General features: G+C 70.3%; 30 protein-coding genes, 1 tRNA gene and 1 pseudogene. 11 read left to right on the plus strand and 21 right to left on the minus strand.

Translation table 11 applies throughout. The features are described 5' to 3' along the window. Nucleotides 1–6: 6 nt before the first annotated feature. From trxA to IIE03_RS25065, 3 genes are read left to right on the plus strand one after another with little or no spacing between them, the layout of a single operon-like run. Entirely contained in the window at nucleotides 7–372 is a 366-nt protein-coding gene (gene trxA / locus IIE03_RS25055; protein ID WP_192865516.1) for a thioredoxin, read from the plus strand. Next, nucleotides 369–635, plus strand: a complete 267-nt coding sequence (locus IIE03_RS25060; RefSeq protein ID WP_192865517.1) for a metal-sensitive transcriptional regulator — start codon at nucleotides 369–371, stop codon at nucleotides 633–635. Before trxA ends, IIE03_RS25060 begins: the two co-directional genes overlap by 4 nt. Nucleotides 636–685: 50 nt before the next feature. After that, nucleotides 686–1,201, plus strand: a complete 516-nt coding sequence (locus IIE03_RS25065) for a GNAT family N-acetyltransferase (protein ID WP_192865518.1) — start codon at nucleotides 686–688, stop codon at nucleotides 1,199–1,201. Between the two features lie 24 nt (nucleotides 1,202–1,225). Here the strand turns inward: IIE03_RS25065 and IIE03_RS25070 are convergent, their stop codons facing one another. Then, nucleotides 1,226–1,822: a hypothetical protein gene (locus IIE03_RS25070; protein ID WP_225998302.1), complete on the minus strand. Its 597-nt coding sequence runs from the start codon at nucleotides 1,820–1,822 to the stop codon at nucleotides 1,226–1,228. Between the two features lie 102 nt (nucleotides 1,823–1,924). Here IIE03_RS25070 and IIE03_RS25075 point away from each other — a divergent pair, with 102 nt between their 5' ends. Then, on the plus strand, nucleotides 1,925–2,431 hold the full coding sequence (locus IIE03_RS25075; protein ID WP_192865519.1) for a TetR/AcrR family transcriptional regulator: 507 nt from the start codon (nucleotides 1,925–1,927) through the stop codon (nucleotides 2,429–2,431). A 122-nt stretch (nucleotides 2,432–2,553) separates the two neighbouring features. Next, nucleotides 2,554–2,627 (plus strand) — tRNA-Pro (locus IIE03_RS25080). A gap of 28 nt (nucleotides 2,628–2,655) precedes the next feature. Here the strand turns inward: IIE03_RS25080 and IIE03_RS25085 are convergent. From IIE03_RS25085 to IIE03_RS25100, 4 genes are all read right to left on the minus strand, one after another. After that, a complete protein-coding gene (locus IIE03_RS25085) occupies nucleotides 2,656–3,639 on the minus strand; it encodes a hypothetical protein (RefSeq protein ID WP_192865520.1) in 984 nt (327 codons plus the stop codon). Between the two features lie 118 nt (nucleotides 3,640–3,757). Continuing rightward, nucleotides 3,758–4,996, minus strand: coding sequence for a hypothetical protein (locus IIE03_RS25090; RefSeq protein WP_192865521.1), 1,239 nt, complete (start codon nucleotides 4,994–4,996; stop codon nucleotides 3,758–3,760). Nucleotides 4,997–5,156: 160 nt separating this feature from the next. Continuing rightward, nucleotides 5,157–6,608, minus strand: a complete 1,452-nt coding sequence (locus tag IIE03_RS25095) for an SCO6880 family protein (RefSeq protein WP_192865522.1) — start codon at nucleotides 6,606–6,608, stop codon at nucleotides 5,157–5,159. After that, entirely contained in the window at nucleotides 6,605–8,035 is a 1,431-nt protein-coding gene (locus tag IIE03_RS25100) for a conjugal transfer protein TrbL (protein WP_192865523.1), read from the minus strand. Before IIE03_RS25100 ends, IIE03_RS25095 begins: the two co-directional genes overlap by 4 nt. 273 nt (nucleotides 8,036–8,308) lie before the next feature. Here IIE03_RS25100 and IIE03_RS26250 point away from each other — a divergent pair, with 273 nt between their 5' ends. Beyond that, entirely contained in the window at nucleotides 8,309–8,617 is a 309-nt protein-coding gene (locus IIE03_RS26250; protein WP_318843168.1) for an SDR family oxidoreductase, read from the plus strand. Between the two features lie 27 nt (nucleotides 8,618–8,644). Here the strand turns inward: IIE03_RS26250 and IIE03_RS25110 are convergent, their stop codons facing one another. Then, entirely contained in the window at nucleotides 8,645–9,109 is a 465-nt protein-coding gene (locus IIE03_RS25110; protein WP_192865525.1) for a MarR family winged helix-turn-helix transcriptional regulator, read from the minus strand. A 62-nt stretch (nucleotides 9,110–9,171) separates the two neighbouring features. Between IIE03_RS25110 and IIE03_RS25115 the strand changes: the two genes are divergently transcribed. The 3 genes from IIE03_RS25115 to IIE03_RS25125 are packed head-to-tail and all read left to right on the plus strand — an operon-like array spanning nucleotide 9,172 to nucleotide 10,881. Continuing rightward, the gene (locus tag IIE03_RS25115; RefSeq protein WP_192865526.1) at nucleotides 9,172–9,540 is read left to right on the plus strand and encodes a VOC family protein; all 369 of its coding nucleotides are present in this window, start codon (nucleotides 9,172–9,174) and stop codon (nucleotides 9,538–9,540) included. Continuing rightward, the gene (locus IIE03_RS25120; protein ID WP_192865527.1) at nucleotides 9,467–10,390 is read left to right on the plus strand and encodes an NAD(P)H-binding protein; all 924 of its coding nucleotides are present in this window, start codon (nucleotides 9,467–9,469) and stop codon (nucleotides 10,388–10,390) included. Before IIE03_RS25115 ends, IIE03_RS25120 begins: the two co-directional genes overlap by 74 nt. Beyond that, complete coding sequence (locus IIE03_RS25125; protein WP_225998303.1) at nucleotides 10,387–10,881, plus strand: EVE domain-containing protein; 495 nt, start codon at nucleotides 10,387–10,389, stop codon at nucleotides 10,879–10,881. Before IIE03_RS25120 ends, IIE03_RS25125 begins: the two co-directional genes overlap by 4 nt. A 267-nt stretch (nucleotides 10,882–11,148) precedes the next feature. Here the strand turns inward: IIE03_RS25125 and IIE03_RS25130 are convergent. From IIE03_RS25130 to IIE03_RS25180, 11 genes and pseudogenes are all read right to left on the minus strand, one after another. After that, nucleotides 11,149–11,432: pseudogene (locus IIE03_RS25130) on the minus strand (DUF6112 family protein). Between the two features lie 87 nt (nucleotides 11,433–11,519). Beyond that, nucleotides 11,520–11,807: a DUF6112 family protein gene (locus IIE03_RS25135; RefSeq protein ID WP_318843169.1), complete on the minus strand. Its 288-nt coding sequence runs from the start codon at nucleotides 11,805–11,807 to the stop codon at nucleotides 11,520–11,522. A gap of 2 nt (nucleotides 11,808–11,809) precedes the next feature. After that, a complete protein-coding gene (locus IIE03_RS25140; protein ID WP_192865528.1) occupies nucleotides 11,810–12,154 on the minus strand; it encodes a hypothetical protein in 345 nt (114 codons plus the stop codon). An 80-nt stretch (nucleotides 12,155–12,234) separates the two neighbouring features. Then, the gene (locus IIE03_RS25145; protein WP_192865529.1) at nucleotides 12,235–13,407 is read right to left on the minus strand and encodes a M23 family metallopeptidase; all 1,173 of its coding nucleotides are present in this window, start codon (nucleotides 13,405–13,407) and stop codon (nucleotides 12,235–12,237) included. Nucleotides 13,408–13,417: 10 nt separating this feature from the next. Further along, a complete protein-coding gene (locus IIE03_RS25150; protein WP_192865530.1) occupies nucleotides 13,418–14,230 on the minus strand; it encodes a hypothetical protein in 813 nt (270 codons plus the stop codon). Next, on the minus strand, nucleotides 14,227–15,612 hold the full coding sequence (locus IIE03_RS25155; protein WP_192865531.1) for a ParB N-terminal domain-containing protein: 1,386 nt from the start codon (nucleotides 15,610–15,612) through the stop codon (nucleotides 14,227–14,229). The genes IIE03_RS25150 and IIE03_RS25155 overlap by 4 nt, the downstream gene beginning before the upstream one ends. After that, the gene (locus tag IIE03_RS25160; protein ID WP_193107597.1) at nucleotides 15,605–16,228 is read right to left on the minus strand and encodes a hypothetical protein; all 624 of its coding nucleotides are present in this window, start codon (nucleotides 16,226–16,228) and stop codon (nucleotides 15,605–15,607) included. The genes IIE03_RS25155 and IIE03_RS25160 overlap by 8 nt, the downstream gene beginning before the upstream one ends. A gap of 3 nt (nucleotides 16,229–16,231) precedes the next feature. After that, nucleotides 16,232–16,540, minus strand: a complete 309-nt coding sequence (locus tag IIE03_RS25165; RefSeq protein WP_192865533.1) for a hypothetical protein — start codon at nucleotides 16,538–16,540, stop codon at nucleotides 16,232–16,234. Further along, a complete protein-coding gene (locus tag IIE03_RS25170; RefSeq protein ID WP_192865534.1) occupies nucleotides 16,540–17,001 on the minus strand; it encodes a hypothetical protein in 462 nt (153 codons plus the stop codon). Before IIE03_RS25170 ends, IIE03_RS25165 begins: the two co-directional genes overlap by 1 nt. Before the next feature lie 6 nt (nucleotides 17,002–17,007). Next, a complete protein-coding gene (locus IIE03_RS25175; RefSeq protein WP_192865535.1) occupies nucleotides 17,008–18,063 on the minus strand; it encodes a bifunctional DNA primase/polymerase in 1,056 nt (351 codons plus the stop codon). Between the two features lie 806 nt (nucleotides 18,064–18,869). Further along, a complete protein-coding gene (locus IIE03_RS25180; RefSeq protein ID WP_192865536.1) occupies nucleotides 18,870–19,298 on the minus strand; it encodes a VOC family protein in 429 nt (142 codons plus the stop codon). 62 nt (nucleotides 19,299–19,360) lie between these two features. Here IIE03_RS25180 and IIE03_RS25185 point away from each other — a divergent pair, with 62 nt between their 5' ends. Beyond that, nucleotides 19,361–20,341: a helix-turn-helix transcriptional regulator gene (locus tag IIE03_RS25185; protein ID WP_192865537.1), complete on the plus strand. Its 981-nt coding sequence runs from the start codon at nucleotides 19,361–19,363 to the stop codon at nucleotides 20,339–20,341. Nucleotides 20,342–21,401: 1,060 nt separating this feature from the next. On the opposite strand, the gene IIE03_RS25190 is transcribed toward IIE03_RS25185, so the two are convergent. From IIE03_RS25190 to IIE03_RS25205, 4 genes are all read right to left on the minus strand, one after another. Then, nucleotides 21,402–21,998 carry a TetR/AcrR family transcriptional regulator gene (locus IIE03_RS25190; RefSeq protein WP_318843170.1) on the minus strand — a complete coding sequence of 199 codons (597 nt, stop codon included), beginning with the start codon at nucleotides 21,996–21,998 and terminating at the stop codon, nucleotides 21,402–21,404. Further along, a complete protein-coding gene (locus IIE03_RS25195) occupies nucleotides 21,995–22,450 on the minus strand; it encodes an ester cyclase (RefSeq protein ID WP_192865538.1) in 456 nt (151 codons plus the stop codon). The genes IIE03_RS25190 and IIE03_RS25195 overlap by 4 nt, the downstream gene beginning before the upstream one ends. A gap of 686 nt (nucleotides 22,451–23,136) precedes the next feature. Next, nucleotides 23,137–24,810: a hypothetical protein gene (locus tag IIE03_RS25200; RefSeq protein ID WP_192865539.1), complete on the minus strand. Its 1,674-nt coding sequence runs from the start codon at nucleotides 24,808–24,810 to the stop codon at nucleotides 23,137–23,139. Nucleotides 24,811–25,039: 229 nt separating this feature from the next. Beyond that, on the minus strand, nucleotides 25,040–26,005 hold the full coding sequence (locus IIE03_RS25205; RefSeq protein WP_192865540.1) for an NADP-dependent oxidoreductase: 966 nt from the start codon (nucleotides 26,003–26,005) through the stop codon (nucleotides 25,040–25,042). A 103-nt stretch (nucleotides 26,006–26,108) separates the two neighbouring features. On the opposite strand from IIE03_RS25205, the gene IIE03_RS25210 reads away from it, so the two are divergent. Further along, complete coding sequence (locus tag IIE03_RS25210) at nucleotides 26,109–26,678, plus strand: TetR/AcrR family transcriptional regulator (RefSeq protein WP_318843176.1); 570 nt, start codon at nucleotides 26,109–26,111, stop codon at nucleotides 26,676–26,678. Nucleotides 26,679–26,838 lie beyond the last annotated feature (160 nt).

Here is a 26,838-nt window from a genome sequence, read left to right on the forward strand (position 1 = left end):
ATGAGCATGGCTACACGTGAGATCACCAAGGACAACCTGGAGCGGACGATCGCCGAGAACGAGATCGTGCTGCTCGACTTCTGGGCCGACTGGTGCGGGCCGTGCAAGATGTTCGCCCCCGTCTTCGAGAAGGCGTCCGACGAGCACCCGGACATCGTGTTCGGCAAGATCGACACCGAGGCGCAGCAGGAGCTGTCGGCCGCGTTCGGGATCACCTCGATCCCCACGCTGGCGGCGTTCCGCGACGGGATCGTCGTCTTCGCGCAGCCCGGCGCGCTCGGCGCCCCGCAGCTCGGCCAGGTCATCGACGCCGTCGAGGGCCTCGACATGGACGAGGTCCGCGCCAAGGTCGCGGAACAGAACCGCTCGTGAGCGTCACCGACGAGGACTCGCGGCGTCGTGTTCTCCACCGCCTGCGCCGCGCCCGCGGCCAGCTCGACGCGGTGATCGACGCCGTCGAGTCCGACGCGCCCTGCCGTGACGTCGTCACCCAGCTCGCGGCCGTCACCCACGCGCTCAACCGCGCCGGGTTCGTCGTCGTCGCCAACGCGATGGAGGAGTGCGCCGGGACCGGGAAGAACAAGGAAGGGCTGACGACGGAGGAGCTCGAGAAGCTCTTCCTGTCCCTGGCCTGACGGTCCCGAAATCCTTGGCGGTGGTGCCGGGCCTGCGCGACACTGCGGGCGTGGACTTCACGATCCGGCCGATCGCCGAGGCGGAGCACGACGCGCTCGGCGAGCTCACGGCGCAGGCCTATCTGCGCGAGGGATTCCTCGAGTACGGCGAGGACGATCCGTACCTGCCCCGGCTGCGCGACGTCTCCGCCCGGGCGGCCGTCGCCGAGGTGCTGGTCGCCGTGGAGGGCGACGGCGAGAGCGGGGATCGCATGCTCGGCGGCGTCACGTACGTGCCGGCGCCGGGCCCGATGTCGGACCTCGCCCGGGACGGGGAGGCGGAGATCCGCATGCTCGTCGTCGGCCCCGACGTACGACGGCGGGGCGTGGGCGAGGCGCTGGCCCGCGCGTGCCTCGACCGGGCGCGGGCGTCCGGCCGCACCGCCGTCGTGCTGTGCAGTCAGCCCCAGATGCACGCCGCGCACCGCGTCTACGAGCGCCTGGGGTTCGTCCGGGACCCGGAACGCGACTGGAGCCCGGAAGAGAAGCGTGACCTCCTGCTGGTGGCGTACCGCCTGGGGCTGTGACGGCGGTCGGGCGGTCGCGGTCGACTACCCGTGGGCGCCGTCGGCACGGGCACCCGCGGCGCGCTGCCAGAGCCAGAGCGAGAGCCACACGATCGCGGCGGCGATCAGCACGAGCCCGGACTGCAGGGCGAGTTCGGGAACGAATGCGCGCAGTCCGATCGGCAGCGCCGCGACGGCGTAGAGCACCAGAGCCGCCCGAGGGGCGGCGCCGGCACGCCACAGGCCGGCGACGAAGGTCAGGGTCGCGACGACGAGGAAGAGCGAGACGACGACGAGCGCGGGTCCGAGCGGGCCGGCGAGCAGGTCGTCGATCCGGGGTCGGTCGAGGTAGGGGAACACGAGGTTGAGGACGAACGCGGCGCCGGTGAGCCCCGCGATCGCGGCGACGTTGGCGACGAGACCGGCCCTGAGCAGCCTCCCGCCGACGGTGCGGACGGCGAGGTAGAGCCCCAGCACGAACCCGATCGCGAAGATCTGGCCGAGCGGGGCGACGAGCTGGGTGGCCGGGGCGTCCGGTAGCAGCTCGGCGGACTCGGCGGTGTTGACCAGAAGGACGGCTGCGCACAGCCATCCGGCGACGGCGGCGAGCCGCAGCTCGCTGCGGAGTACGGAGTCGGACACGGAAGCCTCCTGAGGTAATAACGAGCGTTATGTCGATAACGATCGTTATAGTTGAGGTGCAGGCCGTCAAGCCTCGCCATGAATCGAGATCGGAAATTGACCATGTCGACACCGACCGTCGCCGAGATGCTCGTCAGCGGAGGGCGCGACCTGATCGCGCGGGAGGGTACGGGGGACCTGTCGGTCCGCCGGCTCGTCGAGGCCGCGGGCCGCTCGACGATGTGCGTCTACACGTACTTCGGCAACCGGAGGCGGCTCCTGGCCGAGATCTACCGCTCATGCGCGGGAGACCTCGCGGGGGCGCTCGTCTCCGTGGGGTCACCGGAGGGGTTCTCCGAGCGCTACCGCGGCTACGCGGCCGAGCATCCTCGGCACTTCCAGTACCTCTTCGCCGACGACCTCGAAGGCCTCGGGCTCGACCCGGCGCTCCGGCTGGACCTCGTCGACTCGGTGCTCGACCGGGCGGGGGAGCTCTGGGGCGTGGCGCGGTCCGAGGCGCTGCCGCGGTGGCTCGCGCTCCACGGGCCTGTCTGGCTCGAGACCGTACAGCGCCTCGCGGGGCAGCCGGGACGCTTCGATACCGCGACCGCCGGCGAGGGCGGCGCGTGACGTGACGCCGGTGTTCGCCGTCACCACGTCCCCGAGTGCGGAACACCGCCTGACGTGGGGTAGTATTTCGGTCGGCCCTGCGGGGCCGGAACGGGTACTCTCGGGCATGTCCGGGAGACCGACGGGCTGTGGCGCAGCTTGGTAGCGCACTTGACTGGGGGTCAAGGGGTCGCAGGTTCAAATCCTGTCAGCCCGACGTAAAAGCCCTGGTGAGACGGTAGATCTCACCAGGGCTTTGTCGTGGCCGGAGTCGCTTCCTGTGGTTCCTCCTCCGGTCCTTTCGGGCATGCCTGGGCGTCGGTCAGAGCGCGCGCGTCGGCCAGACCCTGTACGGCATCCGCCAGCATCCGCGCCGCGTGCTCGCGCTCGATCGCGGCATCCAGGCCGTGTTCGACGGCGCGCAACTGGCGGCGGTAGGCCCGCGCGTGCCCGCCGATACGCAGCACAGCGGCGAGCCGGTCAGCCAGCTGGCTGCGCCCGCGGGTGGGCTGGTTGGCGATCCATCCGGTCAGGCCGCTGCGGCGCAGCGCGGCAAGGTCCTCGGTCAGTACCCGCACTCGCCGCGCTGCAGCGGCCACGTCCTCGGCGGGGCGCATGGCCGTGCCGCGGAACGGCGCGATGGCGGCCTGCCACATTTGGACCCGGGCGGCTTGCTGGCGCGTGTTCATCAGCCACGAAGCCTCCACCCCCGTGGCGGCGGCTCGGTGTTCGATGCGGGCCTCGATCTCCAGGGCGGTGACCTGCGCGGCGCGCATCCGCGCACAGGAACTGGCGACCTGCCGAGCGGTGGTGAGGGCGCCGGTGACCTGGTGCAGGACCTGCCGGGCTGGCTCGAGCGGGAGAGCCCAGGCCCGGGCGGCCTGCGCGGGCGTGAGGGCGACCAGCGCGTTGTGCGGTCCGGCCGGCGCCGCCAGGCGCACCTGGTCGCGCAAGCTGATCAGCACCATCTCCCGGCCCGGCGCATCCCCGCGCGCGATTCCTGCGGTGGCCGCCTGCGTAGTGAACGAGGTCTCCCGGATGAGGAGCCCGTGCAGATTCGCGCCCAGCAGGGAAGCGTGAAACGCGTTGAGCGCCTCGTCCTCGATGTCATCGAAGCCGCCGGCCGCCTGGACCAGCGGCGCCGCCAGCCGCTCACGATCGGTGAGCAGGCCGGGTTCCGTGTGCGCGCCAGGTGGGTCATCGGCGGGCTTGGGCTTATCGTGCTGCATCAGGGTTCTCCTCGCTCCTGCCCGTGCGGGCCGGTTGCTCCTGCCCCCTGCGGGCTGGGTAGCGGCCTTCGCGGTGGCCGGTCTCGCGCACGGGGCGGGCTCGTCGCGGGCGCCTGGGTTACAGGGGCCGGGAGTTCTGGTTCCCGCTGTTGTCGCGCCGGGTGGGGTGTTGCGGGGGGTGGGGTGCCAGGGGGTGAGGCGGCTCGATGGCTGGATGCAGGAGGTGCGCGGGTGTGCCGGCGGCCAGGGCGTGGTCGGTGGTGTGGGTGTGGGCGACCAGCCGGTTCAGTGCCGAGTTCAGGGCCAGCGGCCACAGTCCGGCCGGATCTGTGATGTACAGGCCCGTCTGCCCGAACCGGTCGCGTTCGTGCAGCCACACGCCCAGCACCGCGCGGGGATTGCGGACGTAGTGGCGGCAGGAGGGCACCGGTTCGCCGGGCACGGCCGCGACCCCGGGGGTACGGAACGGGCCCGTGACCCCGTCTGCTGCCGGGTTGCGGCGCAGGAGCACGACATCTACGGGCGCGTCGCAGTCAGGCGGGGTGCGCAGCGCACCCGAGGGCAGGCGGACAGCCCCCAGGAAATCGGCACCATGCCCGATCCCCGGCCACCCCAGCCCGCCCGAGATCTCGTCCGAGGACTGGGCAGGCTCGACGGCGTCGTCGCCGGGGGGACTGCTGGTGTCCAGCAGGTCATGGGGTACGACGGCGGCGATCAGGCCGCCGGGGACCGTGACGTGGCGGGCCAGGGTGAGCGTGCGGGCGGCGCCGTCGCGGCGGGCGCGCACGTGGGTCGGCAGTCGCAGCCGGACGTCGGCCAGGGGCGTGTTGATCAGGACCAGCGCGAACGAGCCATCGGGCCGGTGCCCCGCCGGTACGAGCGGTGTGGCCTGATCGGGCAGGTGCGGCGGGATCTGCGCCTGCCAGCCATGCTCTCGCCAGTCGCGCGCCTGCCAGTCGTGCCGCACCTGCGGCGCGTTCGCGGGCGCCGCGAAGGAGGGCGGCGTGGCTGCGGGGTGGGCGTGGTCGGGGCGGGCGGTGGTGAAGCGGGGTGCCGGGCGCATGCCGGCGGTCAGCCAGGTGCGGGCCTGGCTGCCCAGGGCGAGGGCCTGTTCACCGGGCGTCACCCCGAGGGTGCGGGCGGCCTGCCAGATGCGGGAGGCCAGCACGTCGTGGACAGGTGTGGCCTCGGTCTGGTACCAGGCCGCGACCGCCGCCGCATCTGCCCCCTCCAGCATCCGTGCCTGAGCCGTGGCACGTTCGTCGTCGCGGTCCTGACCCGTGGGGCCGGTCTCGGAATGGTCGCGGGTGTTGGCGGGGGCGCCAGGGTTGGTGGCGGTCTCGACGAGTTCGCGCATGACGGCCCCCTGCCTGGTTCACGCGTCTGCCGGAAAAGCGGTAGGCGCTGGTACCTGTGCAGGTGCCGACCCCGCCCCGGCACAACTCAACGCATCTGTTGCGATACACCGCCGGTGCTCACGGCGCGCCCGGGCGCCCGAGCGGAGGGCGCCGGGGGTGTCAGGGGGCCAGGACGGTGGCGAAGGCGGTGGTCTGCTGGCCGTACAGGCGGCGGGTCTCGATCCCGGCCTGGACCGCGGCCTGCTCGACGGCGGCCACGTCGTGTTCGAGCTGGTCGGCATCGGGTGCGGTGACGGTGATCAGGGCGGTGGTGCGCAGCAGGCCGTGCCCGGCGGCGAGTTCGGCCTCCTGGGCCAGGACGTCGTCGTACTCGCTGGTCTGGGTGACGTCCTCGATCTGCCCGATCCGGGCACGCTGGGCAGCCTCGGTGATGTGCCCGGTCTTGCGGCGGCGCAGATCCCGCGCCGCCTGGTCGGCCGCGACTGGCTGGTAGCGGATCGCGACGGTGCGCGAGATGCCCGACGCCAGCAGGACCGGGGCGAGGAACCCGGGATAGGTGAGCGACTGAGGCCACTGGGAGATCCACAGCACCGCGTGCCAGGCCCCGTCCGAGCGCAGCGCATCCCACGACTCGGCCACCGCCATCGGCCCCGCGGCTTCAAGGTCACGTCCCACGCCTGGGTGGGCCTCCAGCCGGGCGGCCGAATCGGGGTCGTATGCGGTGCGCAACCACAACGCCAACTCACTCGGGCCAAGGGGTGCGCCGACGGTCAGGTCCGCCGAGCGCAACGCCGCGGTCAGGGTCTCGGTCTCCTGCCGCAGCACTGCGGCCGCCCCGCCCAGCCCGCCACCGGCGGCGCGGATAGCGCGAGCAGCCTTCCGCATGTCCAGCACCAGCCGGATCAGGGTCTGGTGCCGCTCGGAGACCGGGCCAGCCCGTTCGATCAGCTCGCCGTACACCCGCGCAGCAAACGAGTCGTCCCCGCTGGCGCGGTGGCTGGTCCACCAGTCGGTCAGCGCCGTACCCGACCCGGGCCAGGTGCGCTCGGTCACCTGCAGCGCCGCGATCCTGCCCGACCGGCACACGCCCGCCAGCACCCGGCCCCACCCGGCCACGCGGCGGGCCTGGTCGGCCGGGTCCAGCAGCCCGAACGCGGGAGAGGTGACCGGCACGGTCACGCACAGCGTGCCCGCATGCGGGTCATGCACCAGCCCGGCCCCGGTGACCGCATCGACGTGATGGCGCAACGCCGCCGCACGGCCGGGCAGAGCGAGCGTTCCGGCTGGGCGGGGCCGGCCTGGCCGGGCGGTGAACCGCAGCTGCCCCGCCAACGTGCGCCACACCCAGGCGGCGGCCACCGGCAGCCAGTCCACCAGCACCTGCCCGCCCACCGGCACAGTCGCCAGGGCGAAGCCGGCGATGGTGAACGGCAGCGCGTAGACGAACGTGCCCAGATACAGGCCCGCGAGCGCCGGGAGGATGCCGGCGGCTATCGCGGCCAGTTGCGGCGCGGACAAGCCCACCAGCAGCACCCGCTTGGACAGTCGGGAGAACTTCACCGGCCGCAACCCATCCGACTGCCCGGAACCGGTGGAGGGCGTGGCGGTCATTTCCTCTCACGCCCCTTCCCGTCCAGCACCACCGGCCGCGCCTTGACCGGATCAGCCGTCACCGGCCCCGCCACACCCCCGGCCCCGGCCTCCCGTGCCCCGGTCGTGGGTGCCGCGGTGGCCGCCTGCCCGGATCCGCCCGGTCGCCCGCCCGCCCCTGCGGCCAGCGGCGTGGCAGGCGTTGCGGCCGGCTGTGTGCGAGCGGCGGAACCGGCTGCCACGGACGAGCCCGAGGCCGATCCAGACGAGCCGGAGACGGCGTCGGCCTGCTGCCCGGCAGCCTGACCGACCCCGGCCCCGGCCTGCGGGCCCGCCGTCGCGGACTTCTTCGCAACCTGTGCCCCGGCGACGGCCACCGCCGCCGGACCACCCGCGGCGGCTCCCGCACCGGCCGCTGCCCCGCCACCGGCAGAGGCACCAGCTCCGGTCCCGGCCCCCGCTGCTCCAGAGCTAGTCGCACCGGCCCCGCCTCCCGCACCGGCGCCGGGGGAGCCGGTGGCGGTGGTGGGGCGGCCGTTTGGGCCCAGGACGCTCGCGCCGCGGGATCCGAGGAACGTGCCTGCCGCGCCGCCGGCCGACAGCGTGGGCACCGACCGGTCCAGGGCCTGCTTGGACTCGGCCTCCATGCTCGCGGTGGTGTGCGGGTCGAACCCGACAAACGAGATCGCCTTGAACGCCAGGTACGGCGCGAACGCGCTCATCAGCAGCAGGACGATCCCGGCGAGCTTGTCCGCCCACGGGGCCAAGTCACCGTCGGTCGGCGCAGTGACCAGGGAGACGGCCAGCAGCAGGATCACCACGATCACCAGCTTGGACAGGATCAGGGCGAGCACGAACTGTGCCCACCGGGCCACCCAGCCGCGCGCACCGTCCCAGGTCGCGCCCGCCAGCGCGAGCGGCGCCAGCGCGATCGCGATCAGCAGCAGCGCCTTGCGCACCAGCAAGGTCAGCCACATCAGGAACGTGGCACTCAACGCCAGCCCGGCAAGGAACAAGGTCAGGATCGGCCCGCCAGGACCCCGTGTGGCGACCGCGGTGCCGGTGATGATCAGTCCGAGCTCGGTGCCCATCTGCTCCAGGCTGCGGCCGGACGCCGCCACGATCGCCAGGCACACCCGATCGGTGATCTCCAGCAGCCCGGCCGTGATGGTGACCACGACGAAGGACCCCAGGATCGACTTGGCCAGCCCCAGACCGGCCCGGGCCAAGCCGGCAGGTTCGCGGCGCAGCATGGCGGTGATCAGCTGCAGCAGGAAGAACGTCACCATTACGAACACCGCCACGCCGAACACCACCCCGTACAGGTCGCGGAAGGCCGGGGTGGTCACGTCCACGAACGTGGTGGCCTCGAACCCCTGCCACAGGCCCTGCATCATCATCGAGGCGGCCTGGCCGATCAGGCCGGTCAGGTCATCCAGCGCGGCCATGAAAAACGACTCGGAATCATCGGTCAGGCTTGAGCACACCGACCGTGCCACCGGAACATCGCAGATCGCCATGACGGGGTGTAGGAAGTCCATGGAGTTGTCCCTTCTGCGGCGTTGTTGTCACCCAGGAGGTGGCCGGTAGGCCGCTGATGGCCCAGCTCTGGAAGGTCTGCTGACGTGGAGCGTGCATCGAAGTTGTCACTTTCCTCGGCCATGAGGGTCTCTTCATGTCGTCGGGCGGATCGGTGAGATCCCGAGGTGCTCTTGTGCTTGGTGGCACAGGTCCTGACCGAGAGGTGTGAGGGTCGCGCCGCGACGGTTCCCGTTCCGTTGAAGGAGAGGCCCGCCGCTGGCGCGTTCGAGGAGGGTCAGCTGGTGGGCGAGGAGAATCCGGAGTTCCGAGCGGCGCTCGACGCCGCGCACCCGATCGGTCGGATTGCCGAGCCCTCCGAGATCGCCGACGCGGTCGTGTGGCTGTGCTCAGGCAAGTCCAGTTTCGTCACCGGCATCGCCCTGCCGGTCGACGGAGGTTTCACGGCCGTCTGGCTAGCTCGTGGGAGTGCGCTTGGCGTATGTAGTTGAGGTGTGTGTCAGCGCCCCGCTCGGAGGTTAGGGGTTCGTCGGGCCGGTGGTCTCGTGGAGAGATTGCGTCATCTGCCGTAGTGCCCGGAGAATCAGTGCTTGTTCGGTGTCGTTGATGCCTGCGAGCATCCGGTTCTCCACGGTGCGTACTGCTGCGGATGCTTTCTCGAGTCTGCGGCGCCCGCGGGGGGTGAGGCGTGTGGGAAGGGCTCGGCCCACGGGTGCTGCGTCGGGTCTGGTGACGTATCCGTCTCGCTCCAAGGTTTGGAGGAGCACGTTCATCGCTTGGCGTGTGACGAAGGCGCCGCGGGCGAGTTCGGAGTTCGAGAGGCCAGGTCGCTGCGCGAGGAGTTCCAGGCAGGAGTAGTGCGTCACGTTCATGCCGAGTGGACGCAGGACTTCCTCCATCGCGGTACGCAGCGCACTGGAGGCCTCTTTGAGGGCGTATCCCACCGAGGCCTCCAGATCGATGCCGACGCCGTCTTGACTCATGTCAACAGTATGACATAGATTGATGTGTGTCAGGAAGTTGACATCGACTGAAGGAGTTCATCATGCCTGCCACCGGTCCCGACTTCGTCTCGCTGCAGACAGGCGACCTCGACGTGTCCCAGGCGTTCTACGAGAAGTACCTGGGGCTAGTCCGCTCGCCGGCCGGCCCCCCGCATGCGGTGGTGTTCGAGACGGAGCCGATCGCGTTCGCGTTGCGTGACCTGGTTCCCGGCACCGACCTCGACGCGGTCTCCCAGCCGGGGATCGGCGCGGCGATCTGGCTGCACGCCACGGGGGTGCAGGAGATCCACGACGCCCTGGTCGCCGACGGACACACGATCGTGTCCGCGCCGATCGATGGGCCGTTCGGGCGGACCTTCACGTTCGCGGACCCCAGCGGCTACCAGATCACCCTGCACGATCGTGCCTGAACCGCAGCTCCTGGTCTTCGGTGCGACGGGTGCGCTCGGCCGTCACGCGCTGGAGAGCCTTCTCGCCCGCGGCATCGACCCTGGCACCGTGACGGCCACGGGACGCAACCAGACTCGCCTCGGCGAACTCGCAGTTGACGGGTTCAACACCGCGAGGGTCGATCTGTCGGACCCGGGTGCGGTGGCCGAGGCGGTGGCTGGCCATTCCGAGGTCGCGCTGATCTCCAGCGACGGCCCGCATCGCGTCGAGCAACATCGCGCGGTCATCGAAGCGGCGAAGGCCGCCGACGTCGGACACATCTACTACACCAGCGGAGTGCGAGCCGATGATGAACGGTTCGCCATCAACGCCGACCACCGGGCGACCGAGGAGGCGCTGGTCGCCTCGGGTCTGACCTACACGATCATGCGGAACACCTGGTACATCGAAAACTACATTCCCTCCCTGGCCGCCCCCCGCCACACTGGTGTCTATGCGGCCGCCGTCGGTGACGCGCTGGTGGCACCGGCCAGCCGCAAGGACCTTGGTGAAGCCCTTGCCGTCGTCGTCGCCACCGACGGGCACGACAACGCCACCTACAGCCTCTCCGGCGCCACCGACGTCACCTACACCGACATCGCGCAGGCCATGTCGGTCGTCCTGGGCCGTGGCGTCGAGTATCGCCCCGTCACCGCCGATGAACTGCAGGAGATCCTCACCGGCATCGGCATGGACGAGGCGACGGCGGGATTCCTCGCCGGTCTCGACGAGACCATCGGCGCAGGCGCGTTCGCCCGCGTCGGCGATGACCTGACGCGGCTCATCGGACGGACGACGACCGGACTCGTTGAAGGACTGACTACCGCATGAACCAGACGTCATCTCCCCGGATGCGTGGCGGCACGCACGGCCTGCCGCACGTGGATCAGGCGCCCGCCGGTGTGCGGCGCTTCTGGATCAACACCGTCAGTCTCGACCACGTCGAAGCGGCGATCGAGGGTGGTTTCACCCAGGCCGACCACGGCGCCGACAAGCGGCTTCGCCAGCCGGCCCGCGGTGACGAGATGATCTTCTACTCCCCACGCACCGCCCTCCGGGGAGGAGCACCTGTCCGGCAGTTCACCGCCCTTGCCACAATCACCGGCGATGAGCCCTACCAGGCCCACGTCAGCGACGACTTCCGCCCCTGGCGCCTCACGGTTCAGTTCCACCCGTGTCAGCGAATCGATGCAAAACCATTGACCGACCGGCTGTCCTTCATCACCGACCCCACACACTGGGGCCTGCCATTTCGCCGCGGCCTGTTTCCCATCCCGCAATCGGACTACGAAACGATCTCCCGCCACATGGCAGCAACGTGAGAGTCGGCTGCCACTCGCTCTGCCGGCCCACGGGTTCTGCGCAATCGCCGGACCGGGCGTGTGTTGGCCAGCATGGCAAGGTGCGTCACAGCCGCTGTAGGACCTCTAGGTGTACGTGTTGTGAGTCGGGCCTCGGTGACCTATTCCTCGATCACCGGACAGGTCCAGTCGAACACCGAAAGTGACAAGTGCAAAGCGCTCGAGGGGCAACTCAGTGACAAGTACACCGCTCCAGGTGTCATCTTCGATGGATCCCTACACCGGGCCTCAATTCTTGATTTCCTGGCCGATATCCCAGGAAAATTCACCAGTCCCACGCTGGCCCCGCAGACGGCCGCCGCGACCAGGCACACCAGCACGCCGGTCTTGCCCCGCCCTGCGACTTGCGGGTTGGAGCTGTTCGCGCCGAACAGCCACACGATCGCGGAGATGATCATGCCCAGCACGGCACAGATCAGCCCGATGGTCATGATCGCGCCCACGATGTTTTCCAGCTGCGTGATCCCAGGCAGCCCGTCGTCGTTGGGCGTGATGTTGATGTCCAGTCTCATGATCAGGTCCACTTCTCCTCGAAGGAAGGCGCCGCCGAGAGTCGGCAGGAGCCGCAGCAGGAGAGCCGGGAAGCGGGACGGCGACGGTCAGAGCCCTCGCCCGGTGTCCAGCAGCCAGTTGGTCCACGCCAGCCCGCCACCGGCCAGTACTGCGCCGCCGGCCGCCACGAGCAGGCCGATGCGGGCCTTGGCCACGGTCATCCAGCTGCCGGCCGAGGCCGCCACGGCCCAGGTGATTGCCGCCACGAGCAGTGCGGCCACTGCAGTGATCAGCGTGATCGTCAGCAGCGCGCCGACCATGTGGTCGAACCCGCTACCGGTCACGGCTGAGAAGTCGGGCGCCACACTCGTGCCACCCACGGCTGGCAGGTGCACCGTCACCACCGCAGGACGGTCGTGTAGCCGCCGCCCGCAGCCGCTCGGCCGGTCGGCTGCTCAGCAGCTGGCTCCGAGGCGAGCTCGCCGTCGGACGTAGCATCGGATGCGGGGTCGGGGTTGCGCGCCGGGGTGTGGTCGGTGCCGGGGCGGGGCGGCGATTCGAGGACGTCGGCGATGTGCCGTAGCCAGGCCGCGGCCTGCCGGGCCGGTAAGCCGGTCCCGACCAGCTCGGCGCTGGCCCTGTCGAGGTCTCCGGCCGGGCCCGGGCGTACGATCACGCCGAATACCGCATCGACGCCGTCGAACCGCGCGATACCTACCTCGCACTCGTGCGACGCGGCCATGCCGGACGCGATAGTGTCGGGCCCAGCTGCCGCGGTAGCGGTGTCTGGGACGCCGGAGGTTCGGGGTGTGGGGTTTCTGGTCATGGTGTGTCTCCTGGGGTGCAGGCCGCTGGCGCGGCGTGTTGGCGGTGGGTGAGGTGGTGGCCCGCGAGCCAGGGCTCGGGGTCGATTGGGTGGTAGAACCCGCCTGGATGGACCTCGAAGTGCAGGTGGGGTCCGGTCGAGGCACCGGTCGTGCCGACCGCCGCGATCTGCTGCCCCGTGGCGACCCGGTCGCCCTCGGCCACGGTCAATGAGCCGTCCAGCAGGTGCGCGTACGCTGTCGACACTTGCTGGCCGTCGATCTGGTGGTCCAGGACCAGGAGATTTCCCGACCGGTCGTTCCAGCTCTTGTCCGTGACCACGCCGTCGGCCAGGGCAAGGACCGGGGTACCGGCCGGTGCGGCGTAGTCGGTGCCGGCGTGCAGGAGCCACGTGTGGTACTTCGGGTGGTAGCGGTGCCCGAATCCCGAGGTGCGCCGCCACGACCCTTCCGGCAGCGGAAACACCAGCCCCGAACCACCATCGGCGCTCGAGTCCCGGTTGCTCGGGGTGGCGTCCTTGCTGAGGGTGGGTTCGGTCAGGGCGGTCAGGATGCTTTCGGCGACCGGTTCGTAGGCGGCGTACCGGTCGGGGTGGGCCGAGACCTCCACGGTCTGGGCCGCCGCGCCCTTGGGCATGTCCCGCCATCCGGGAATGTCCAGTAGTCCTGGTGGGGAGCCGTGGTTGGGGCCGTCGGGTCCGCCGAAGAACGCGGCGGCCTGATAGCCGGGGTCCATCAGCTGGGCGACCGACCCCCACCCGGCCAGCGGCCGCATCTGGAACAAGCCCAGGCTGTCGTGGTCCGCCCCGTCCCCGTCATGCGGGAAGCCCGCGGACTGGGGCCATGCGGTGGTGTTGGCCAGCATCCGCAGCCGGGACTCGGTCAAGGCGGCCATCAACGCCACCAGCACCCCATCACGTCCCACGTCCTCGGTCGCCGCCGCGGTGCGCACGATCGTGGCCGCATGCGACAGCTGCCGACGATCCAGCTCCACGCGCACGCCGTCGGCCGTGGTGGCGGTCAGCCGGTCTGGGATCCGGGCCACCCCTGGCGCGCACCCGGCATGCGTCGTCCCCGCCCACAGCCCTGCCGTGAGTGCCAGGGCCAGTGCTAGTACGGCCGGTCCGGCTACGATCAGCCCGGTCGCGGCGAGCCGCCACAGGATTCGCATGGTTCGGCCCTCATTCCAGGACCTTGCCTGGCACGCTCAGCCGCAACAGCCAGCACCCCTCGCCAGCCGGGCCGCCCGAGCTCTCGCGCTCGGTCGAGTCGGCGCCCAGCCCGGCGTCAGGTGCGGCGTCAAGTGCAGCGTCCGGGGCGATCGTCGGGTTCGGGTCGGGGTCCGGTGCGCGCGAGTTGGGGTTGGTGCAGGTGATGAACAGGGTGACCGCGACCGGGTAGGCCGAGGTAGCCGTCACGTCCGCCACGACAGCCTCGCGGTGCCGCAGGCCGGTGACGGTGACCGCCGTGGTGCCCGGGGCGATGTTGCCGGGCAGGCCCTCTTTGGTGGCCTCGGTCCACGCGTCGGGGATCTTCGCGCCGGACACGTCGATCCACTGCCGGGTGCCGTGTTCGGAAAGCTGGGACCACCAGTCCGGCTCGGGCAGCCACCCCTCCAGGTCGGCCACCAGCCCCGGGGTCTCGACCCCGGACGGGTCAGCCACCGTCAGCACCCGGTCGCGCACCTGCGAACGGGTGACCTCGCCGGTGTCCCAGTCGAACAGCAACGGTGCGACCTGCTCGGCGAACACCAGCGGATCCGCCCCCGACCCCACCAAACCTCGACCGGATGTGGCCGGCGTGCCGGTGCCGCCCGGGCCGGGAGACGGGTCGGGCCCGTTGCTGGCCTGCGGTCCCGGCGCGGGCGGCGCCTCCAGATCGTGGTCCGCGCCGCCGGCCCGCCACAGCAGGCTCACGGCCGCCACCACGACCACCATCCCCGCCACCACAGCGGCCAGCACCCAGCCGCGCCACGAGCGCGCCACCGCCCTCATGACGCACCCACGATCTGGCCGGGCGCGCCAGCCCGTTCCGGAGCATGTGCGGGGGAGTCGTCAGCGGCCGGGCCCTCAAGCGGCCGGTCATCGGACCGAGCAGCATCCTCCTCGGCGTCTTCGTTCTCGTCGCGTGCACCGGCGGAGAACCGGGCATCGAACTGCGTCTGCGGTGGAGTGTCCGGCTCGATCTCACCTGCTGGGGTCGTGGGCTCCGAGTCCGATTCTGCCGTCGCTGCCTCAGGGGCATGTGCTCCCAGCCTGTCCGGCTCGGCAGCGCCGGGTGCCTGCCTGTCGGGCACCGGCGAGGTCTCGCCGGTGTTGGGGGCGGTGTGGGGGGTGGTGTCGTCCTGGGAGCGGGCGATCTGTGCCTTGTCGGCCCAGTGCTGGGTGCGGCGCAGGGTGCCGAGGAATTCCTCCCACTTCTGCTGCGGCAGCGCCGGACCCAGCACCTGCGGGTCGTGCGCGTCGAGCAGGACGTCGGTGTGCCGCCAGGACTGCACCCAGCCGCGCAGAGCAGCCCGGGACACTGCCGGCCTGACCGGCGCCGGGGAGCCGGCGGGGTGGCTGGCTTCGGTGTCTGTGGTGCTGGGGTCGGTGGTGCTGGTGTCCCGGGACCGGGCGGCAGTGTGTTCCGCTAGTGCCGTGGTCACGGCCTCCCACTCCGGTGCGACCCGCCCGCCGTCGTTGATCCGTTCCACGGCTTCGGTGGCCAGGGCCCGGATGTGCTCGGGCTGGGCCGGGTCCACCGACAGGTCCATCAGGGTGCCGATCCGTTCCAGCACCTGGTGCGCCTTGCGGCCCGCGACCTTCTCGGACGCCTGGTCGCGTACCTTGCCCGATTCGCCCCGCTGCTCCCGTGGTGCTGAATCAGCACCACCAAATTGGTCCGATTCCTCCTGCGGATTCACCGGCCCCGCACCCGCACCAGCGCCTGGCTCGCTGCCGGTGGGTGAGGATCCGGCCGCGGAGGCCACGGCCGCCGGAGGGGTGCCGGTACCGAACCAGGACACCTCCTGGCGGCGGGCCGCCTCCTCGCGCAGTACCTGCTTCAGCTCCCGGTACAAGCTGGCCTGTTCGGTGGGGGAGTAGGCCAGCCGCACCGTGTTCTCGTCCTGCTCGGCCAGCAACGCTCCGGCCCGGTCCGACAGGCCCGAACGCACCCAGCCGCGCACGCGGTCCCAGCCCAGCAGCTTGACCGCCTCCAGGCGCCGCCACCCGACCACCAGCACCAGATCCGGGGTGACCGTGATCGGCTGCAGCATGCCGAATTTGTTGATCGAGGACGCCAAAGCGTTCAGGTCACCCAGATCGCGACGGTGGCGTATCCCGACCGTGATCGCCGAGACCGCCACGTCCAGCCAGTCGGCCCGCTCACCCATGACGCACCCCCACCCGGGGCGCCATCCCCTGCAGGTCGCGCAGCAGGCGCGCATCAGCCAGCAGGTCGACCGGCCGCTGCCCGATGATGGCGCGCTCGAGCAGGCCGGGTCGGCCCGGTTCGCCCAGCAGCACCCGGCACAACGCCACCCAGCCGCGGTGGGTCAGGTCGAACCCGCCCAGGGGCACCATGTCGCGGCGCAGGTGCTCGAACGCGGCCGACGTGTCCTTGGACTGGCCCAGCCGCTCACACACGTACTCCACCGCGCCCGCGGTCACGTCCGCCGGCCAGCCGGCCGCCAGCATCACCGTGCGCACCGTGATCAACCCGATCCGCGCCTCCAACGGCGAAGGACGCACACCCCCTGCCACCCCATCGGACACGAGCTCACTGCCCGAGCCCGGCGCGTGGCCGGCCTCGAGCGCGTGGTCCGGTGGCAGGGTGGCGGCAGTGTGCTCGACCGCGGCGGGGATCGCCGCATCGGGATCCAGGTCGCTGAACCGGGCCGTGTCGTGCTCGCCCGAGTGCATCATCCGGCGGGCACGGTCGGTCGAACACAGAATCCGCTCGGCACGGTCCTCGGCCTGCAGCGTGCGCTGCACCGCGATGGTCACCACACCCTACGGGTCGTGAGCGTCCAGGATCGCGGGAACCGCGAGCACCTCGAACGCGGCCGCCACCGCATCCGCCGGTTCACGGCCGTACCGGCGGGCCAACAGCCGATACTTCGCCTCGATGTAGGCGAGCAACTGCGGCACCTGCGGGTGCGCCTGCCACCCGCCCGGCGTTTCCTCGACCGCTCGCAGCAGGCGCCGCAGGCCCCGCGCCGTGGCGAACCACGGCAGACCCGCACGCTCCTCAGGCCACCGGGCCCCCGTCGCGGCAGGCGCCTGCACGCCCTGAGCGGTGGTCGTGTCGTGGGCGTTCATCACAGGTTCACCCCCCGGCGGCGCTGGGACCGGCGCGTGGGGCCGGAAGGGCGGTGCGTGCGCTGCGGGAGCGCCTTGGCGGCCGTGCCCAGCGCGCGGCGCGTACCGTTCCAGGTCGCCTGGCCGGCCCAGCGGGCCGGGGCCACCACAGGACGGCGGACCAGGCGCAGCAGGTAGGCGTCCAGCCGCACCGGCCAGGCCACCATCCGCCGCACCACATCGGTGCGGGGCAGCTGCGACAGCGGCGTCCACCGCACACCCACACCACCCCGTCCACCCTGCTGCCCGTCCTGCCCGTGCTGGCCGTCCTGCCGGCCGGCCGGGTGCTGGAGGGTGGGGTCGCCGTGCACGGCGAACGAGCTCGCATCCGCCGCAGGCGTGGCCGAGGTGGCCGGGCGCTGCACGGCAGCCTGCCGCTGCGCCTCGAGAGATTGCTGGTAGTGCTGGTTGGGGGAGTTCATGACAGTTCACCTTCCGGGGGAGTCGGGACGCGACGGGCGGCGGTCGCCGCCCGTCGGGGAATCGGGGACACCGGCATCAGGCACGCTCGGCCGTGCAGGGCCGGCTCGCGGGTGGTTGCCGGCCAGGCGGTAGGCGTTGCCGATCTGGCGGCGGGCCTCACGCTCGCTCACGCCCACCTGCACCGACGCGCGGCCGATCGTGGCCAACGCGACCTGCAGGTCGTGCCCGGACTCGGCCAGCCGGCACGCCGCCCAGAACATGCGCAGATGCCGGCCCGAACCGGGCTGGCTCGCAAGCCACGCGGCCAACCGCTCAGGAGACCTCGACCGCCGCGCGCCGTCGCCCGCCCACGCCAGCCACGAACGCTGCGGCGAGCGCGGCGGGGCCAGGAAGTCACGCAAGCCCGGCCCGTCGACGGGCGTGACCGCATGACCGGCCACCCTCTCCAGCACATACGTCCCCGAGAACCCGCCCCCGCCGGGGCCCGGCTGTCCGGCCTCCGGGCCGGAGTCCTGCCAGAGGTTCTCGTCGGGGTAGGTGACGTGGCTGGGCGGGACCACGACGTAGCCGCCGTTGGACCGGAAATCGACATGCGCGCCCGACAGCGACCAGCAGCGGTTCTCGGCGATACCGGGGTTGGGGAAGTAGGCATGCAGCCCGCCGCGCGGGGTACGGACCGTGAACGCCCACCCGGCCGTCAGGCCCGCCCGCAACGTGCGGTCGAACGCGGCCCACCCGTCACCATCGGCATGCACGTCCACATCCACCACATCCAGGCCCGAAACCCAGCCCGTGGGCACCCCCACGTTCGCCCTCGGCCACGACCGCCAGATCCCGGCCACCCGGGCCGGGTCGCTCGTGGCGTCCTTGAAGGCACGTTTGGTCAGCGGGGTCTTGCCACCAGGCCAGCACGGGAATACCGCCACCCCCGCGCCAGCCAGCCGCACCGCAGTCGCGCCCGGTGTGGGCGCAGTGAACGCTGCCGCCACCGCCTCCAGCCGCGCCGACATGCCCCCCGGCACGGCCACGGGGACGGGAGCCTGCTCGTTGCGTGGGTCCATGCCCAGCACGCTGACAGGCGAAAATACAGGTAAAAAAGGCCCACCCGAACCCAGGACCAGCCGACAAAACCGGCACCCCGCAGGTCAGAAAATCAGGAACACCCGCACAAACTCATCTTCGACCCGACCTGCATCGGCGCCCGATATGCGGAGCATGCCCGGTAACCAGGCCGCACGCGCGGATAATCCGTGTTCGGTGGCGGGGGAGAATCACGGACCACCCGACCCGTCAGTTCCCGGCTCGGACGTCGACCCCCAGGCCAGGAATCGCGGACCGCGCTCGGCGGAATCACGGAACGCGCCATCCTGGCGATGCCCGCGGTGGCGACTATCCCTCGCTGCCAGTCACCAGTCCTGGCCCAGATGCTCGGACCCGCGAGCCTGTCATCGCACGCCGTCCACCGTGTTCCTGGCAGGCCGCGCCGCTAGTGTGGGGCCGAGATGACGAACGTGGCCGATACGCGACTGGCTCCGACAGCAGGCCGTCGGCCCGCGGGCAGGAGGCCCCTGCCGCGCTCACGCCACAGCCCGTGGCTGGACCGTGACAGGCGTCATCGCCGACACCCAGCACGCGACGACCAGCCCTCATAGTCGCTGCTCGCTGGCATGAAGACCGGCCGTCCTCACACGCGCCTGGTTGTCGTGCGCGGCCCGTCCGGGGGGATACGTCGTAGCGATTGCCTTGGTTGGTTGGTCGCGTGCGACGGCAGCGGTGGTGGTGGCTGGCCTTGTTCGGATGGCAGGGACGACTGTTCGACGCTCTCGAGGTCCAACGGAACGACGTGTACGGCGGCGAAGTTTCTCCTTCAGGTCCGAGCGCTGAACTTCGACCGAGCCTCGTCGGTGACCGGGGTGAACACGTTGACGAGCGTGCCCTCGGGATCGCGAAAGAGCAGTGCTCGGTTGCCCCACGGCATCGTGGTCGGTTCGGTGACGACCGCACTACCCAGCTCAGCCAGCCTCGGTCGCAACCGGGCCCACTCGGCGTCGACGTCGTCGACCAGGAACTCGATGATGGCGGTGCGGTTGAGTGACGGCTCAGCGCTGCCGGCACCGAAGAGTGGGACGGTCCGAGTGGTGCCGACGGCCAGGGTGCCGCGAGGAGTGACGAGCTCGGCGAAGTCGTCGTTGCCCCACTCGGCAGCCGCGCCGAGCACGGCCTCGTAGAAGCCGACGACTCGGCGGATATCGGAGACGATCAGGCGGACAGAGACCAGGTTGCTCGATGTGTTCATGAAATCGACGCTAGCAGCGATACTGGACACTCTCCGCCCGGTATCTGGAATGAGTTGCCCTCATGGTTCGTCCGACTGCTCGTGTCCTCGCCCTCCTCGAACTGCTCCAGGACGGCGGCACGCACACCGTCGCGTCCCTGGCCGCGCGGCTCGAGGTCGACGAGCGCACCGTGCGCAGGTACGTCGAACACCTCCTCGACCTCGACGTGCCGGTTCGCTCAGTACGTGGTCGGTACGGTGGCTACCGCCTGGCGCCCGGCCGTCGGATGCCGCCGCTGATGCTCACCGAGGAGGAGGCGCTGGCCAGCGTGCTGGGTCTCCTGGTCGTGGGGCGGATCGGTCTGGTGACCGGTTCGGACAAGGCGGCCGAGAGCGCGGTGGCGAAGATTCGACGGGTGCTCCCCCGGCCGTACGCCGACCGGATCGATGCACTGATGGACACCTTGAACCTGACCTTGCGCGACCGGGAGCCTGTCCCGGCGGACAGCGAGGTGCTGCTCCTTCTTGCTCAGGCGACACGGCAGCGACGACCTGTGGCGATGGGCTACCGCTCCGGCGCCGGGCAGGACAGCGCCCGCACGATACGGCCCTACGGACTGGTGGCGCATCGAGGCCGCTGGTTCGTCACCGGTGCGGATCTCGGGAGCGGAGAGATCCGCACCTTTCGAGTTGACCGGGTGTCGTTGCCGAAACTGCTGGAAGGCACCTTCGAGATTCCCCCAGGATTCGACCCGGCCGCGCAGGTGCTCGAAGGGATCGCGAGCACGCCGCGCCGCTTCGACGTTCGACTGCGGGTACAGGGCTCGCCGCAAGAGGTCCTGGAGCTCTTCCCGCAAGGCCTGGTCGTGGCCGAAGCGGGCGAGGACGGCTGGTCACGAGTTCGGCTGACAGCTGAGCGGCTCGACTGGGTTCCGGCCGTGCTCGCCCGCCTCGGCCGCCCCTTTGAGGTACATGCCCCTAAGGAACTGGGCGAGGAACTCCGCGACCTCGCTGGCCTGCTGCTGGACGCCGCCTCGACGCTGTCGCCCGGCGCAAGGGCATAGCCGGCTTCCCAGACCCGAGAAGACCGACTGCAGGGTTCAACGGCGAACGGGGCGAACGGGGCCGTCCACGCAGGGCTGTCGCGCCGGTGTGCAAGCGTCCTACTGGGAGAAGTGAGGCGGGTTCTCGTGCCGCGCGCCGGGCCGCCCCGTAGACCGAACCCTCACCGAGAACGGCGCAGGTCAGCTCCCACATCTCTGTCCGAGCGTCCAACCCAGGCGTTCAGTCACGGCGTCGCCGACCTCCCGGCACCGACGCCTGACGCGCGGCGTGGCGCCGGCAAGATCGAGAAGCAGCGGGCCGCCCGCGGCTTGGGCGCCAGCGTGAGGACGTTCCCGGACTGGGTCACGCTAGGTGCCAGCGTCGTGGCGATCCACGTTCTGGACGGGTTGTCGGACTCGGCCAAGACCCGCACCATCGCGCGCCGACCACCCAGGCCGTCCTTGACGACGAGGTGTCGGGCGAGGTCCGGTTCACCGTCGACCATTTCCGCGTCGATTCGCCCGGTGGCGAGGGCGTGGGGCGCGGGGCTCGTGCTGGTCGCGTGACGCGTCGACTGCCTGGAAGCGCGCTCGGCTGACCTTCGCAAATAACACGGATCCCACGTGACCGTGCTGCCGTTCGACCTCTCGTCGCAGTCAGTGGAGGGTGAGCTGAAAGCGGCGGTCGACGATCGCGGCATGACGGTGACGAGCCTCATCAACAACGCAGGCTTCGGAACCTTCGGCGCCTTTCGCGACGATGAGGCGGTCACCTGGCCCGCGAGATCGCCGTCGATGTGTCGGCCCGGTGCAACTCGCCTCGGCGTTCCCCCCGACCTGCTCGCGGGGGGGAGGGCTTCCTCCTCAACGTGGCGAGCATGGCCGTCTACACGCCGACGCCCCGCATGGCCGTCTACGGGCGCGATCCCGGCCCGAGTGTCATCGACGGCGGCGCCAATCGCGTCTCCACGATCGCCGCGCGGGTGATGAGCCGTCGCGCGGTCGTGTCGCTGATGGAGCGCGTCACGAACCCGCGCCGTCGCGACCGGCGTGGGGTATCTGGGCACCGCCCCTGGCGCCGTCAGCTGGACAGGGCGCGTACCAGCAGCCGGTGCAGCGCGGCCAGGGACGCATCATCCATCGCAGCGCCGGACGTGGCGAGCCGAATGACGTGCGGCCCCGCCAGGAGATCCAGAACGACGTCGACGTCCACGCCACCGCTGATCTCACCGCGCGCTACGGCACGATCCACAATCTGCCGAACGCTTCGGCGCCGGGGCTCTGAGACCTCACGGCGTAGCCCTGCGGCGAGCTCGGGGACACGGAGGGAGGAGGCCACCAGATCCGTGAGGATCCGCGCGACCCGCGGCTGCGCCAGCAGATCCCGCACCTCCTGGAGCGCGGCGCGCAGATCACCGGAGAGGCTGCCGGTGTTCTCCGGGTCGGAGTCCGTGACCGCGACCGCCGCCACGACGTCCACTACCATCGGGAGCTTGGAATTCCAGCGGCGGTACAGGGCCGCCTTCCCGACCCCGGCCCGCTCGGCGACCGCGTTCATCGAGAACGCACCGTACCCTCGCTCTGCGAGCTCGGAGATCACCGCGCGACTGATCGCGGTCGTGACCCGATCGCGAAGCCGTGCCCCGCCCCGCACTGAAGCGGACTGCTCCTGGGTCACGATGCGGCTTCAAGCGAGGGAAGCTCGCTCAGGCCTAGTTGCTGGACGAACCACAGGCTGTCCGAGTGGACCCAGTACTCGACGATCCTGCCCTCGCCGTCCAGGCGCAAGAGATCGGCCCCGAAGAACCCCACTGACGTACCCGGCTCGGCCGATGCACCCGGGATGCCGCCGGGATATGTCGCATCGGCCCGCCACCGAATGATCACCATGTCACCGTCCCGGAACGGTCCACGCTCGATGCTGAAGCGCAGATCCCGCAACGCCTCGTGCGCACCGCGCACCCAAGCCTCGAACGCTTCGCGACCCTCGCTGTCGGTAGAGGCCCCACCCGTCAGTGGCGCTGCGTGTGAAACGAACTGAGGCGAGAGGATCCGGGACGTCACCGTGAGATCGCCGTTCCACAGCGAGATCCAGGTATCGGCGAGATTCGACGTGAATGTGTCGGTCATGGTGATCCTTTCAATATGGAACTAGTCGGTTCCGTTCCATAGTACACCTCGCGCACCGACAGTGGGCAAGTTCGGGGTCACGCGATCGCGTAGCTCGTGCCCGACGGGGCGGCACGTTCCCATCGCCTAGAGCTCGATGACGATCTCGCCGGGCACGAGTCGCCGGCCTGCAGTTCGGCTGCGGTGCGGATCTGATCGATCGGGAACGTCTCGGTGATCGTCACTCGCCACCGGCCCGCCGCCACGTGGCGGTCGATCTCCTCGAGCGCGCTGCGGGGCGCGTTCGCCCCCGCTCGCCGGGGTGATGCGCTCGATCGTGAGGGCGGCCACGGTGCGGTCGTCGACGCCGTCGGGTACGGATCGCCTCGCCGCCGGCGGCGATCGTCGGCGGCGCTTCCACGATCGCGCGGTCCGCAACCGCACGGGACAGGGCGCCGCCGAAGCACTCGGTCGCTGACGCCTGGTTCTTCCACTTCTGCCTCTCGTGTCGCCAACCGGGAAACGGACCGCGATCCGTTACCTGGTAGGAGTCGGTCGCCGTCGGGTCCAACGCGGCATGTGGTGCCGGGTGGATCTAGGTGGCGTTGGATGAGTCGGTGCTGTTCGCCCGTTCGGCGGTACCCAGGCACCGGCGCTTCGACCTGCGACGGGCCTCGCGCTTCGATCCTCCGGCGCAGACAACACTGCTATGGAGTGAAGGCGACAACCTTCCTGTCGGGGTCGTACTCGTAGGTGCCCGTGAAGCCCCAGTTCTGCCAGCCGCCGTGACCGGTGTTGGTCACGGTGCCTTCGTCGATGGCGAAGATGTCGACGCCATCGACGACCGCGAGGTGTTCCAATCCCGAGATGCCCCCAAATATCGTCTCGTTGAGGTTTTTGACGGCGAGGATATTCGTGTCGGGAAAAGCGGTCGTGTACTCCTGGATGAGCGACTGGATGAGCCTGCCCTTGTCCCGGGGCTTGTCACCGTCGAAGCCGGTACCGGGGTAGGTGCCCTCGGAGTAGGCGGGGGACTGGTCGTCGAAGTCGACTGTCTGCGAGCCGTGGGCGGGTTCGGGATCCAGATCGGCGGGCGGAGGGAGCCGGAAGGTCACCTCCTTGCCGTTGGTGCCGCCGCGTTCGCTCAGGCCGTACCAGGCCCAGTTGTTGTATCCGCCGTCGCCGTCGTTGACGAAGGTGCCGTCCTCGAAGACGTAGACGTTGAACAGGCCGCGTGGGTTGCTGCCGTCGTCGTGTTCGGAGGCGTTCAGGTTGTACTGGCCTTCGAAGACGAACCGGTTCGGCTCGTCCTTCCAATGGCCGCCCTGCTCCTCGTGCATGGCCAGCACGTTGTAGTCCGGGTAACATCGACGCAGGTCGTTGACCAGCATCCCGACGCCGGCCGCCGAGGCCTGCGAGTCCAGCGCGTCGTACTTGCCGTGGTAGCGGCTCTGGTCGGGTGGTTCACGGCCCTCCACCTGACAGCCTTCGTCACCCGGTTTCCAGTCCTTCCTGCGCTCAGGTGTCGGGGGGCGGTCGAAGGTCACAGTGCGTCCGTCGTCGCTCCTGTCCCACCATCCGTCGAAGGCGCGGTTCTTCCAACCAAGATCGTTCCCCTCGGCCCACGTGAACGTACCGGTGTCGAAGATGTAGACACGGTAGGTCTGTCCGCTGATCTCCACGGTCTGGATGAGTTCCGAGCCGTCCATCTGCTGCAGGTTTCCGTCCTGCGGTTTCGCGATGACGATGTTGTGGTCCGGGAAGCAGTACCGCAGGTCGTCGAGGGCTGCCTTCACCCGTTGTTCCTTCTTCTTCTCGTTGTTGATCGTGTCGATGATGAAGTTGACGAGCTGGGACACGCTCCAGTCCAGCCCAGCTTTGAGCCCGGCGCCAGCGGCTCCGGGCAGGTCCAGTCCGGTATTGATCTTCACCTTCGACCCTGAGGTGCGTTCCTGGGGCTGGCTGCACAGGGACTCGATCGGGGCGCCGTCACCGTTGCCGTTCTCGTCAACCTCGTACTTTCCGCTGGGGTCGGTTCGCGGTCGGTCCTGCGGCTGTGCACTGTTCCTCTCACCGCCCTCCATCGCGGGCATGTTCGGACTCTCGTACCTCGCGGGCGTCGTGGTCGCGTCTCCTGAGGCGGCGTCGACAGGTTGGGCGCAGTCGTGGTCGCGCAACTGCCCGATCGAGTTGACAGCGCAGACGAGTCGCGCGCTCACCACAGCTGACACGGACGAGGCGGCGGCGAGAAGGATGCCGACGACAAGCAGCGCGATGAGCGTCACCCCGGCGAACTCCACGGCAGCCTGACCGGACTCGGTCGCACCCAACCGCTGGCACAACGGCGGTGGGGGTACGCGAAGTCTGCCGCGAGCACCCATGTCGTTAAATTAGAGGCAAAGGTTTCTTCTCGCCACGGACCCGTGTCCTACTGATCACGGATCCTGCTGGGCCCCGGGACCCACAGGTCCGATAGGCGTGGGCGCACCTGCAAGGGTTGGAGAAGCTCGGCCTCGTCGAATGAGCTCATGGGCAGCGCGACAGCTGCTCGGCGGCGGGACCATGTTCGCCGGCCTGTTCGGCGGTGCACGGCACGGATGCGGTCGTTCCTCAGTGCTCCTTCAGCTCGACGACGATCTTGCCGCGCGCGTGCCGGCTGGCTTGAAGTTCGGCCGCGTCGCGGATCTGTCTGAGCGGGAAGCTCGCCGCGATGGGCACGCGGAGCCGGCCTTCCGCGACCAGGCGTGCGATCTCCTCCAGGGCGTCGGGAGCGGTGGTGGCGCCGTTGGCCGCCGCCACACCGTCGACCTTCGTGGCGATGGTGCAGATCCGGTCGTCTGGCACGCCGAGCTCTCTCGCGGCGTGCACCGTCTCTGTCCCGTGCAGGTCCATTGCGGCGGTGACGCCGTCGGGGGCCAGGGCCCGGACCCGGTCGACCAGGCCGTCGCTGTAGGCGACGGGCTCGGCTCCGAGCCCGCGCAGGTATTCGGCCGATGACGGCGACCCCGTCCCGATTACGTGCGCCCCGGCGATCCGCGCGAGCTGGACGGCGAACACCCCGACCCCGCCGCCGGCACCACCGATCAGGACGGTATCACCCGGCCCGAGGCCCACCGCGGTGAGGGCGGCGGATGCCGTGCGGCCGGCGATCGTGAGGGTGGCGGCGGTGTGGTCATCGACGCCGTCGGGCGTGTGATGAGCCTCGTTCGCCGCCGTCCCCCCAAGCGCGTCGATCACCACGAAGTCGGCGACCGAACGGGATAGGGCGCCCCCGAACACCCGGTCACCCGGCGCCAAGCCGGTCACCCCGGCTCCGACCAAGTCGACCACACCGGCATAGTCGGTGCCGAACCCGGCCGGGAGGCGCAGGCCGAACCGGGCGGCGGAGTCCGCGTCGGCAGTCATGATCCTGTCCATCGGGTTGAGTCCGGCAGCGGTGACCCGCACCCGGATCTGTCCCGGGCCCGCCTGCGGGACGGGAGTCCCGCGGATGGTCAGGACCTCGGGGCCGCCGAACGCGTCGAGCAGGACTGCCCTGCTGCTGGCTGTCGCCTGTGAATCGCTCTGTTGCTGCATGTGTGCCTGTCTCCTCGATGTAAGGGAACACGCTGAAACGGACTATGCTCCACTTGCAAGAGAAGGCCCTAGCACAAGCGGAGCGTGATCCGTTTTGACCGAGGTGGAGAGGCGCGCGCCACGCGCGGACGCGGCGCGCAACCGCGACCAGCTACTCGCCGTGGCGACTCGCATGTTCATGTCGGCCGGCGCCGAGCCGTCGATGCGCGCGATCGCCCGCGAGGCAGGGGTAGGCATCGCCACGCTGTATCGGCATTTTCCTACCCGCGAGTCGGTCGTCGACGCGGTCTACCGGGACCAGGTCGTGCGGCTGACGACCGGTGCCCGCGAGCTGCTCGACCGGCTACCTCCGGCGGCGGCGATGCGACACTGGATGGACTTGTTCGGAGACTGGATCGCGGCCAAGAGCGGCATGCTCGACACGCTGCTCGCGATGACGGAGTCGGGCGAGATCGCCCATGCGGAGACCCGTACCGAGCTGCTGGCGGCTATCGCCACGATCCTCGATGCCGGCCGCGTGGCAGGTGACCTCCGCGACGACGCCACTGCTGACGACATCGCCGCCTCCCTCATCGGCATCTTTACCGTCGCCCCCCGGCCCGAGCACGATGCCAGGGCCAGCCGCCTGCTCAACCTCCTGATGGACGGTCTCCGGCCCACTGTCCGGGGCTGATCGCTGTCGCGAGACGCCGTTCGTCCGAGCCGCTCGGGTGAACGGCGACCTCGAGGAGCTGTTCTTCGGGCAGTCCCGATTCAGGTATCCAACTTCTGACTGCTTTGGGCCCGGCTCGTCCGGGCTGACCACCTGGCCGAGGGCCCGGAATTGTGGAGTC

The sequence above is a fragment of the Myceligenerans pegani genome (genome assembly GCF_014892515.1).
GTDB classification, from domain to species: domain Bacteria; phylum Actinomycetota; class Actinomycetes; order Actinomycetales; family Cellulomonadaceae; genus Myceligenerans; species Myceligenerans pegani.